We start from the raw sequence: 9,999 nt of genomic DNA, 5'->3' as shown, positions 1-9,999 counted from the left end.
ACAACCGCGCTCGCGGTCGTACAGGGCAGCTACACCATGCAGGTCCGCGCCGAGTCCTGGCTCGGCGGACAACTCCTCGCCGACAACATCCCCATCGCCGACGGCGGCGAGAACCGCGACCGGTCCCTCAACGTGCCGGAGCAGATCACCCTGACCGTGCCGCGGCGCGACCAGGGATTCGACTGGGACCCCGGCACTGACCCGGCCCACCCGCTCGCCGCGTTCGGCCAGCAGCTCCGCATCGACTACGGCGTCGATGTTGGCAACGGCATCGAGTGGATCAACCGCGGCTGGTTCCTCATCACCGAGAGCAGCACCGACGGCGACACGGTCAGCGTCAGCGCCGCCGGGCTCCTCACGCTGATCGACGAGGCCGCCCTGGTCGCCCCGTTCCAGCCGTCCAGCACCGACACGCTCGCCTCGGTCATCCGCGCCCTCGCCGAACCTGCGCTCACCGTCAGCTTCGACGGCGGGCTTACCGACAGGGCTGTTCCGTTCGGTATGCAGTGGGACAGTGACCGGCTCGGCGGCATCACGGAGGTACTCGACGCGTGGCCCGCGGACGCTATTGTCACCGAAGACGGCTACCTGTTCATCGGTCCCGTCGGCGACAGCGGGTCGCCCGTCCTCTCGCTTACCGATGGCACCGGCGGCACTGTCATCCGCTGGCAAGGCTCGACGAGCCGGGACGGCGCCTTCAATGTGGTCGTCGCCCAGGGCGAGGACACGGCAGGCAACCAGCTCGTCGGCGTCGCCTACGACACCGACCCGAACTCGCCGTTCGTGTGGGGTGGCGACTTCAACCCGCTGCCCGTCCCCTACAGCTACCAGTCATCGCTCCTCACGACGGTTGCCCAGTGCCGCAAGGCCGCAGCAAGCACGCTCCTTCGGCTCCGGCGCACCGCCTCACGCAAGCTCGCCGTCACGATGGTGCCGCACCCCGGGCTCACCACCGGCGACATCGTGTCACTTACCGGGGCTGGCCTCACGGGCGCCTCGTGCGTCATCGAGTCCATGTCTCTGCCGTACTCGCCGGGCGAGCAGTCCCTGACCGTCCGCGTCCTGTGACGTGATGCAGGATGCTGTGCTTACTGTCGAACACGTCCAGGAGGCACACCGGTGAGCGACACCTACGTCCGTCTGCCCGCTGACACAACACTGGCCATCGCCGACCAGATGAGGGTCCTCGGTTGGGATCCGGAGTACGTCACCGACTCCGAGATCAAGATGACCTTCCCGGACCCGGACACTGAGCGCGCGATGAGGTTCTCGGAGTTCTGGCTGTCGTGGCGGCTAATCGACGGACGGCTGACATATGGCGTCGGCGACGACATCGGGGACCCGTGGCGAAAGCAGCTCGATGTCGACGCCGATGCGTCCCCTGAGGCTGTGGCTGTGGCGGCCGACAGGGTGATGCACCTGCTGTGGCACTTCGACGAGCGGGATGCCCTCAGCGAGCTGCATCAGAAGTACATGCTGCTGAGCGCCATGCAGATCCGCATGCAGGAACTGGGGCGGCGGATGCTGGTGACGCCCGGGATGATCCGCGACGCGCTCAAGCCGAGTGGCAGATAGACGACATGATCGAAGGGGGGCGCTGTGCCGGATTTCGCCGACACCAGGATCAGCCTCGCCGGAACCGGCGTCGTCCGGGGCATCGCACAGACCGGCGTTTCCGGCGGGGCATGCCTCGTCACCGTCGGCGGCATCACGGTGACCGCCCGCGTAGCGACGACTCTGACGATCGCCGCCGGTAACATCCTGCTGCTGGCCCGCGTGGGCAGCACCTACTACGTCACCAGCATCGTGCCAGCCGCCCCGACGGCGACGCCGGCCACCCCGCCGCCGCCGGACACCCCTCAACCCAGCACCGGGGACACGCCCCCGGCGCCGAAACCGACGACGCGGACCGGCACGCTGACGTGCGTACCTGTATCGACGGCGTGCTACCGGGATGGCTCCTGGCGTTCGGATGGCGATCCCACCAACAGCTTCGACCTGTTCCAGGGCCGCTACGGCGGATCCTCGTTCGGCCGCAACACGGGCTGTGCCTTCTACGGCAGCAAGCCGCGCACGCTGTCCGGCGCCACGGTCACCAAGGCCACGGTGAAGATCAAGCGGCTATCGGCCGGCGACTACTCGGCCCGGTCGGCCACGCTGCGGCTCGTCTCGCAGTCGAGTCGACCGTCTGGCGCGCCGACGCTCAACGAGACCACGTCCGGGCCAGCGTTGAAGATCGGTGACTCGACCACGTTCACGATTCCCGACTCCTGGGGTCAGGCCATCGTCGACGGCACCCGCGGCGGCATCGCCATCAACGTCAGCAGCGACGACCCCTATCTGCATCTCGCAGGCCGCGGCTCCTGGTCGGCGGCCTGGACCCTGTCGATCTCCTGGAGGCGAACCTCGTGAGTCAGAACACCGCCAAGGGGATCACGTACCCGGAGAACGTCGACCACACCCGCCTGTGGGAGTGGTTCCAGACCCTCGCCACGACCGCCGACGGGATCATCCCCGGCTCGGTCGACGTGCAGGTGTTCACCAGCTCCGGAACGTGGACACGGCCTGCGGGGGCGATCTGGGTCGTCGTCGAAGTCCAGGCCGGCGGAGGGGGATCCGGGGGGACTCCCGCCACTCTCGCCAGCCAGGCTTCCGCGTCCCCTGGGGGTTCGGGCGGCGAGTATGCGCGCGGCACTTTCACCGCCGCGGCAGCAGGATCGAGTCAGGCCGTGACTGTGGGCACTGGCGGTACGGCCGGCCCGGCGGGAGCGAACGCGGGCGGCAACGGCGGCAACTCGAGCTTCGGCGCCCTCATTACCGCCGTCGGCGGCAACGGCAGCCAGGCAGGGGCCACCGGATCGTCGTCCAGCAGCGTCTCGCTTGCTGGCGCCGATGGCGGCTCCGGCGGGACTGGCGGCAGCTTCCGCATGCAGGGCGGCGACGGCGGCTGCTCGCAGTGCATGTCCGGCTTCCCCGTCAAGATCAACAACGGTGGCGGTTCCTTCTTCGCCGGTGTGCAGCGTTCCAGCGGCATCTCCGTCGGCGGTACCGGCGGCATCTCCGGCAACAGCTACGGCGGCGGTGCAGCAGGCGCATCCGCCGGCCCCTCACAGTCGGCACAGGCGGGTGCCGCAGGCGCCGACGGGGTCGTCATCGTCACCACCATCAAGGCATAGGAGAAGACATGCCGTTGGACGAGCCAGTCACCTCGCAGGGCAACCTCACATGGACCATCAGCGCCACCCATGGACCGGTCAGCGTCACCGCCCAGGTCATCGCCGAGGGATCCGGCGGCGAGACGGACGGCGACAGCGCGTTGCAGGACCTCGTCGATGCCCTCCACCGTTCGGCGGCGTTCACGAACGTCTCCGGCACCAAGAGCTACATGGCGAACACCACCCGCGCCATGCGGCCTTCGTCGTGAGGCACCGCGCCACCAACGCCCGCTTGCTCCGCTACTGGCTAGGAGGCCATCGTGCCCGTGCAGGTTTGCTCGCTGATCGTCAACGAACCCCAGTCGATTCCCGCCGATGGCGCCTACCACGTGGTGAAGTTCCCGTTCGGGACGGGGGAGTCCTACGACGACGCCACCATGCACCAGATGGCGCAACCTGACGGCTACACCATCACGGACTGGCGTCGCGACGACCGCTCCGGGCTGATCTGGCCTGCAACCGAGGGCTGGGGCGAGCTGCACGCCCTCATGTACTGGGACGCGGGGGACTACAGCGAGATCCGGGACCGGTTCGTGCGCGACCCGCTTAGCCTTCCGGGCAGCACCGGCTACGACTCGACGTGCACCGAGGACCATCCGCCGACCCCGGGCGGCCAGTACCGGGCCAAACACTGGGGGATTTTCGTCCACCCGGGGACGCCGCTCGGGCTGCTGGTGAAGCACGACGCCCCCAGGGCCGTGAATCTGGCGTTCGCCGAGTTCAAGCTCGTCATCCACACCTGACCGAACCTGCCTCAACCACCGCCCCGGCCGGGGCTTTTTTCATGCCCGGGAGGGCCCGTGACTGATCTGTGGATGCCGGGTGCGGCCCGGCACGCCGTCGGCAACACCGGGACGATGAACGGCGGCCCGGCACGGGCCGTCTGGCACATCACCAGCAACGCCCACGACTGGACCTTCCGCAACGAACTCGGCTGGTTCACCGGCGGCGGCCGGGATGTCGCCCCTCACCTGCTGTGGGATCCGTTCACCGGGCAGATCGCCCAGTTCTTCCCGGCCGACTCGCGGTCGCTGTCGCTGGAGAACGCTGGGAGCGTGAAGACAAACAGGACCGGCACGTACTGCATCCAGGTCGAGACCGTCTTCACACAGGGCGAGACCGTGAACGGCAAGAAGTACGCCACGGTGCGGGACACCCCATGCAAGGGCCTCGACCAGATCATGGCGTGGCTGCGGGGCCTCGGCATCCCCGACGTGTGGCCTGGGGGTGCCCCGACCGGGTTCGCCCGGGACACCGTGCCCATGGACACCTGGCTGAAGCGCGGCGGGCACTACGGCCACAACCAGGCCCCCGGAAACAGGCACGTCGACCCTGGCCCGATGCCGGACCTGTTCGCGACCAGCCCCTCCAAGTCCCCGTCGTCGCCGAAGTACGAGCCGTTCCCCGGAGGTGACTGGTTCACCATGGGCCGCAAGTCGCCGATCGTGGCTGCCATGCATGACCGGCTCGTCGCTGTCGGCTGCAACCACTACCAGAGCAGCAAGAACAAGAACGTCATCGGCTCCGGCGACAAAGCCAGCTACGAGGCGTGGCAGCGGAAGTGCGGCTACTCGGGGGCCGACGCGAAGTGGCCGCCCGGCAAGACGACCTGGGACCGGCTCAAGGTCCCCAACGCCTGAGTACGCGACTTCGGAACGCCCCGAAGTCGCCCCGACCTGCACGTTTTCCGGCGCCGGGAAGGCGCCACAACGAACGGAACCCTCATGAAGATCCTCGGCCGTGAGCCCGCCGCGTGGGCCGCCCTCGCCTCCATCCTGCTCCAGACCATCGGCGCATTCGTCGCCAACTTCGACGCCGAAACCCAGGCGTGGGTCAACGCCGTCGTGCTCGCCGCCCTCGGCCTCATCGTCGCCGTCATGGTCCACGACGGCGTCATCGCCGCCATCGCCGGCTTCGTCCAGGCCACCATCACCCTCGCCGTCGGCCTCGGCCTCGACTGGTCCGCCGAACGTCAGGCAGCCGTCCTCATCTTCGTCACAGCCGCAGCTCAGTTCGCCGTCCGGCAGACCGTCACCGCACCGGTCCCGCCGCTCCCGGCGCCGGCAGCACGGCGCACCGGCCCGACGGGTGTGTGAACTGACCGGAGCCATCTATGTCCGACGAGCCGACCCTCGGCGAGGTAGTCCGGCGGTTTGAGGACCGGCTCGCGGATGTCCGCGACGACATCAAACAGCTCGGCGACCGCATCGACACCAAGGTCTCCCAAGAGGTCTACGACCTGCGACACGAGGCTCTGAGCTCCCGTGTCGCCGCGCTGGAGACACTCCGCGAGAAAGACGTGGAGCGGATAGTCGCCACACGCCGCTGGCTGATCGGCGCCGTGGTGATGCCCCTGATGAGCGTCCTCCTGCCGATCATCATCATGCTCACTCGAGGGGCGGGCACATGAAGCGGGGGCAGCTACGCAAAGAGGAGAGGCGGTGGCGCCGCGGCGACGCGCTCGCCGTCGCGGGTGCGCTGCTGCTTGGCGCGGTGGTCGCATGGATCGTCCTCACCGTGCAGGCCCTCAACCACGACCTGCGCACCGCCAACCAAGCCCGGGACGCCCTCGCCCGACAGGTGCAGCAGTTGGGGGAGAAGCCCGTCGCCGGGCCGCCCGGATCCCGTGGCGAGCCGGGCCGGTCCGTCGTCGGCCCCCGCGGACCCAAAGGAGAGCAGGGCGAACCAGGTTCGCCCGGGCCAACCGGACCTCCTGGCAGCCACGGCAAGAACGGCGCGAACGCGACCGGTAAGCCGGGGCCCGCTGGCCCCTCTGGGGATCCTGGCGCTGCGGGCAATGACGGCCAGCCCGGGGCAGCGGGCCCGCAGGGTGAACCCGGGCCGGCTGGGCCGCAAGGCCCTCAGGGAGAGAAGGGGACACCGGGCGACACCGGGCCCCGCGGCGAACAGGGGCCGCCGCCGTCCGGGTGGACGTACACCGATCCGCAGGGCGTCACCTACGAGTGCACGTCTGACGGCGATGGTTCCACCCACTACACCTGCCGATCGAACCAGCCCGCACCAGAGCCGTCCCCATCGCAAGGGCCGACGACCCTCGGGCTTGACCCGCAGCGCCGCCAATACCCCTAGGAGGGCCACCCGCTGAGCGAGAACGCCCCGCCTCCAGTGGAGGCGGGGCGTTCTGTCGTGCACCCCGCCCCGCTACCCTGACACGCAGCCGCCCCGCCTGCTTTCCTCAGGCGGGGCGGCGTGCTGCGCGGGGGTCAGGCTCGGCGGGCCAGCTTCAGACAGTCCGCGCACCAGCGCTCGCTTGGCTTGTCCAGGTGTAGCGGAACGTTCTGCTTCGGGCCGGGCATCGTGATGCCCTCGTCGGCGCTGCAGGCGATGGCCTGGAACTCCTCGACGACACGGCCGACGGGCTTGTGCCAGACCAGGACATCTTCGTCGCGCCCTCGGACGCGCTCGGGTACTGCGATCATGGTCACTTCTCCTTGGTGTCGGCGGGCGGGGGGCCGAGGTGGCGGAACAGCGTCTCCAGCCCGTCGTTGATGGTGTTGGCGGCGGCCTCCGACGCGTCGCGGCGGGCATCGATGAGGGCGATCTGCTGGTCGTCCGGCAGTTGGTGGAGGAACTCGGCGTCGCCGTATCGCTCCTCCTTCGTCGCCAGCGCCTCTGCCTCGGTGGTGCCGGGCAGGATGGCCCACGTGGCGGTGCACCAGGGCTCGCTGGTGAAGTGGTGCAGTCGCCCATGGCTGAAGCACCACGCGAAGGTGGTTGTGGTCGGTTGGTTCACGGTTTCTCCTCTGTGTTGGTGGTGCGGCGGACCCACACGCGGTGGGCGGGGGAGGGGTGGTCAGGGCGTGCTCTTCGCTTGCTGCTCCCGCCAGTCGATGCGCAGGTTCCGGGACTCCTCGCACAGCTGGTCGTACCGGGCCCGCGCCCGGTTCAACGCCTGCCGCGCGTCCTCGATATCGGTGGCGAGGCGCCGCTGCCGCTCCTCGTACTCTTCCTTGGTCACGATCGTTCCACCTTGTGGTCCTTGCTGATGTGGTTGCGGATGCTGGCCGGAGCCCCTGCGTAGCTGCAGTACGGGCACGGCTTCCAGACTCCCTTGGCGAGAGCCTCGGCCTTGAGTGAGTTGTTCGGGCCGAAGTTGTGCTCGGCGAGGAGCCGTGCCACGGAGCCCTCGTACTTCAGGGCGAGGATCGCGGCCTCGGCCATCTTGTCGTGGCCTCGGGCGAAGAAGCTGCCGAGGCTCGTGTCCCTATCGCAGCCGCACCAGCACTTGCCGGTGGGGATGAGGCGGGGGGAGTCGTCGTTGCTCATACTTCAAGATAGCGCACCTTGATGGGTCATCATGATGCATCATCAAGATTATTGGTGGAAGGCTGTCGCCGGGAAGGTGCGCAACGACGCGCGGGCCGTGGTCGGTTGGGCGGGAGTGGCTCTCGATAACCCACACATATCAAGGCCGGTGAGGGGTACGCTAGTTCGGGACAAACTGACGTGAGGGAGTCGAACTTGGCAAGTGAACTCGTACCAGCAGAAGAGGCAGAGATCGTCACTGACGACGCATCTCAGGGTGAACGTGACCAACGAGTCTCCGACGAGACCGCCGCCGACCTCAGACGCGCAACAGCGGCCAACACCGACCGGGCCTACGCCCGCTGGTGGCGCATGGCCCTCGACTGGTGCGAGCAAGAGGGGCGCACTCCGCTCCCCATGACCGCCCAGACCGTCGCCGAGTTCATCGGACACCTCAAGAGGTCCATTTCCCCGACGACCGGCAAGTCCTACTCTCCTGCCAGCCTCGACCAAGCCCTCTCTGCGATCCGCACAGCACACTTCCGCGCCGGATTCGAAGGCCAGCCCAACTCCCGCGCCGCCCGCGACATCATCAAGGTCCACCGCCAGGACCGCGCACGGGACGGCTGGCGTCCCCGTCGCGCCAAGGCAATCACCCTCGACGTCCTGCGCCTTCTGCTCGCGCAGTGCGACACGGACTCTCTCAGTGGTCGGCGCGACGCCACCATCCTCATCCTCGGCTACGGGCTCATGGGCCGTCGATCCGAAATCGCAGCCTGCACCATCGACCAGGTGACCATCACAGACGACTGGGTCACCGTCTTCATCCCCATGTCGAAGACCGACACGAACGCTCAAGGTGAAGACGTTGACATCCCTCGAGCCATCGCCCCGGACATCGACGCAGGCGCCGCCGTCAGCTCGTACCTCGTCGGCCTGGCCGAGCACGGCATCACCGACGGGCACCTGATCCGCCGCATCGACGTTTGGGGCAACGTCGGCAACAGCATGTCCGGGGAAGCGGTGAACGAGATCGTGAAGAAGCTGGCCAAGGCTGCCAACCTGACCGACGCGGAGCGGACGACCGCCCACGGTCTACGAGCTGGAGGCCCAACCGACGCCGCCGAGCGGGGCGTCCCCGTACCGTTCATCGCTGAGCATGGGCGCTGGAGCAAGAACTCCACTCAGGTCCTCACCTACGTGCGCCCTGCGGAACGCCGCAAGAACAACCCGTTCCTGCCACGAGACCCTCGCGGATAGCCAGAGGCCCCGCCCTCAATGGGGCGGGGTCTCTGTTTCGGTCGTGACCACCCCTTAGCGCGCCAGGGAACGTTATGCGTCCGATCCCTTGCCTGCCGCCCCACCCGGGGCGCAGGCTGATCGCGGCCTCCCCGCCCGCTGCCCGCCCCGTTCCTGTCGCTGCGAACAGGACGGGGTGTCCTACTGGGCTGGGTCGTCAAGCACCTTCGCTGCCTCTCGAACGAAAGTGTTCTGGGCATCGATGACCCGCTGGACCATTTCTGTCCAGAGCGCAGGCGGGATCGGCGTCATGTTAGAGATCGGCCTCCGTAGGTGCTGATAGCCCCTGCCCGCAGCCGTGAACACATGCTTTGCCTGATCGTGCATCGTGTCGGGGCCCGCCAGCCGCACCCATGCCACTGCCGTATCCAGGTTGTTCATCGCCTCATCGAGCCCTGCTGAGGAGCGGGTTGATGGGAGGCGCCACCGATCCATGGCCTGCGCGAACTCGTCCGTGGCCGTCATGAGCTTCTGGTAGGCGTCGAACCGGTTCTGACGTCGCCAGTGTCTGTGTTCGATGAGTCCTTGGTCGGCGACTTGGCGCCGTCCGGCACGGTAGGCCAGCCATCCAGCTAGGAGAGCTGCGATGGCGGCGAGTAGGGCAGCGAAGACCATGCCCCAGCCTTCGCTCATGTCGAATCCGACCTTGCGTCCAACGTCGCCGGTCTTCGCGCCGGCCGCTGCTATGACGTTCATAGCGTTCATCTAAGCGGCGCTGGATCGTCCTCCCCTAACGCGCTGCCTGCTGCCAGCCCCACATGCGACACTGGTTATGCGGGCTGACCCGGGCCTCTTGCCCGGTGTAGGTCTGCGATCCACGGCGGTACGACTCCCCAGGGGGTCGCCCGATCGGCCGCCGAGCTGGAGCCGCGACCCAGCGAACGCCTTGCGCCCGTCCTCCGAGGTTGAGGGCGGGCGCTCGTACTGTCCGCGCTATGCGCCTACCACGTCCCGCCGCCGTTCCCCGTCAGCGTGGGTCTTCCCGAGGAGGGAGCCTTCTTCCTGTTCGTAGTGGGAGAGGGCGAGGCCGAGGCCGAAGAAGGTGGGCGCCCATTCACCGACGAAGATGCCCCACCGGTCGGCACGGTCGAGACCTCTACCGGGCTCGGCGCGGAGGGAGGCGGCCCAGGTGAGGACGGACAGGCCGATGGAGGCGACGGCGGCAGTGTAGGCATGCTCGGAGCGCAGGCCGATGTCGTGCAACTTCTTGATCATTGGG

General features: G+C 68.2%; 17 protein-coding genes. 10 read left to right on the top strand and 7 right to left on the bottom strand.

Annotation, left to right across the window (positions count from 1 at the left end):
• Positions 1-36 precede the first annotated feature (36 nt).
• The 9 genes from KHP12_RS10600 to KHP12_RS10560 all read left to right on the top strand — a co-directional run bounded on the left by KHP12_RS10600 (position 37) and on the right by KHP12_RS10560 (position 5,625).
• The gene (locus KHP12_RS10600) at positions 37-1,068 is read left to right on the top strand and encodes a DUF5047 domain-containing protein (protein WP_211832652.1); all 1,032 of its coding nucleotides are present in this window, start codon (positions 37-39) and stop codon (positions 1,066-1,068) included.
• A gap of 51 nt (positions 1,069-1,119) precedes the next feature.
• The gene (locus KHP12_RS10595) at positions 1,120-1,575 is read left to right on the top strand and encodes a hypothetical protein (RefSeq protein ID WP_211832650.1); all 456 of its coding nucleotides are present in this window, start codon (positions 1,120-1,122) and stop codon (positions 1,573-1,575) included.
• Between the two features lie 24 nt (positions 1,576-1,599).
• Positions 1,600-2,412: a hypothetical protein gene (locus KHP12_RS10590; protein ID WP_211832648.1), complete on the top strand. Its 813-nt coding sequence runs from the start codon at positions 1,600-1,602 to the stop codon at positions 2,410-2,412.
• Entirely contained in the window at positions 2,409-3,176 is a 768-nt protein-coding gene (locus tag KHP12_RS10585) for a glycine-rich domain-containing protein (protein ID WP_211832647.1), read from the top strand. The genes KHP12_RS10590 and KHP12_RS10585 overlap by 4 nt, the downstream gene beginning before the upstream one ends.
• A gap of 8 nt (positions 3,177-3,184) precedes the next feature.
• On the top strand, positions 3,185-3,424 hold the full coding sequence (locus KHP12_RS10580) for a hypothetical protein (RefSeq protein WP_211832645.1): 240 nt from the start codon (positions 3,185-3,187) through the stop codon (positions 3,422-3,424).
• A gap of 51 nt (positions 3,425-3,475) precedes the next feature.
• Positions 3,476-3,958, top strand: a complete 483-nt coding sequence (locus tag KHP12_RS10575; protein ID WP_211832643.1) for a hypothetical protein — start codon at positions 3,476-3,478, stop codon at positions 3,956-3,958.
• Between the two features lie 57 nt (positions 3,959-4,015).
• Complete coding sequence (locus KHP12_RS50905) at positions 4,016-4,855, top strand: peptidoglycan-binding protein (RefSeq protein ID WP_308289358.1); 840 nt, start codon at positions 4,016-4,018, stop codon at positions 4,853-4,855.
• Positions 4,856-4,939: 84 nt separating this feature from the next.
• A complete protein-coding gene (locus KHP12_RS10565; protein WP_211832641.1) occupies positions 4,940-5,311 on the top strand; it encodes a hypothetical protein in 372 nt (123 codons plus the stop codon).
• Positions 5,312-5,328: 17 nt separating this feature from the next.
• Entirely contained in the window at positions 5,329-5,625 is a 297-nt protein-coding gene (locus KHP12_RS10560; protein WP_211832640.1) for a hypothetical protein, read from the top strand.
• 11 nt (positions 5,626-5,636) lie between these two features.
• Here the strand turns inward: KHP12_RS10560 and KHP12_RS50900 are convergent, their stop codons facing one another.
• The 5 genes from KHP12_RS50900 to KHP12_RS10535 all read right to left on the bottom strand — a co-directional run bounded on the left by KHP12_RS50900 (position 5,637) and on the right by KHP12_RS10535 (position 7,502).
• Positions 5,637-5,939 carry a hypothetical protein gene (locus tag KHP12_RS50900; protein ID WP_246648492.1) on the bottom strand — a complete coding sequence of 101 codons (303 nt, stop codon included), beginning with the start codon at positions 5,937-5,939 and terminating at the stop codon, positions 5,637-5,639.
• A gap of 500 nt (positions 5,940-6,439) precedes the next feature.
• Positions 6,440-6,655 (bottom strand): hypothetical protein, encoded by a 216-nt coding sequence (locus KHP12_RS10550; protein ID WP_211832636.1) that lies wholly within the window; start codon positions 6,653-6,655, stop codon positions 6,440-6,442.
• Positions 6,656-6,657: 2 nt separating this feature from the next.
• Positions 6,658-6,969, bottom strand: a complete 312-nt coding sequence (locus KHP12_RS10545) for a hypothetical protein (protein ID WP_211832634.1) — start codon at positions 6,967-6,969, stop codon at positions 6,658-6,660.
• A gap of 60 nt (positions 6,970-7,029) precedes the next feature.
• Positions 7,030-7,194 carry a hypothetical protein gene (locus tag KHP12_RS10540; protein WP_211832632.1) on the bottom strand — a complete coding sequence of 55 codons (165 nt, stop codon included), beginning with the start codon at positions 7,192-7,194 and terminating at the stop codon, positions 7,030-7,032.
• Positions 7,191-7,502 carry a hypothetical protein gene (locus tag KHP12_RS10535; RefSeq protein WP_246648487.1) on the bottom strand — a complete coding sequence of 104 codons (312 nt, stop codon included), beginning with the start codon at positions 7,500-7,502 and terminating at the stop codon, positions 7,191-7,193. Before KHP12_RS10535 ends, KHP12_RS10540 begins: the two co-directional genes overlap by 4 nt.
• 195 nt (positions 7,503-7,697) lie before the next feature.
• Here KHP12_RS10535 and KHP12_RS10530 point away from each other — a divergent pair, with 195 nt between their 5' ends.
• Positions 7,698-8,741 (top strand): tyrosine-type recombinase/integrase, encoded by a 1,044-nt coding sequence (locus tag KHP12_RS10530; protein ID WP_211832630.1) that lies wholly within the window; start codon positions 7,698-7,700, stop codon positions 8,739-8,741.
• A 180-nt stretch (positions 8,742-8,921) separates the two neighbouring features.
• On the opposite strand, the gene KHP12_RS10525 is transcribed toward KHP12_RS10530, so the two are convergent.
• Both KHP12_RS10525 and KHP12_RS10520 read right to left on the bottom strand, forming a co-directional pair.
• Positions 8,922-9,476: a hypothetical protein gene (locus KHP12_RS10525; protein ID WP_211832627.1), complete on the bottom strand. Its 555-nt coding sequence runs from the start codon at positions 9,474-9,476 to the stop codon at positions 8,922-8,924.
• 237 nt (positions 9,477-9,713) lie between these two features.
• The gene (locus tag KHP12_RS10520) at positions 9,714-9,995 is read right to left on the bottom strand and encodes a hypothetical protein (protein ID WP_211832626.1); all 282 of its coding nucleotides are present in this window, start codon (positions 9,993-9,995) and stop codon (positions 9,714-9,716) included.
• Between the last annotated feature and the right edge of the window lie 4 nt (positions 9,996-9,999).

It is taken from the genome of Streptomyces asiaticus (assembly GCF_018138715.1).
GTDB lineage: Bacteria > Actinomycetota > Actinomycetes > Streptomycetales > Streptomycetaceae > Streptomyces > Streptomyces asiaticus.
The sequence above is the reverse complement of the archived record's forward strand: the minus strand, read 5'-3'. Positions and strand labels throughout refer to the sequence as shown.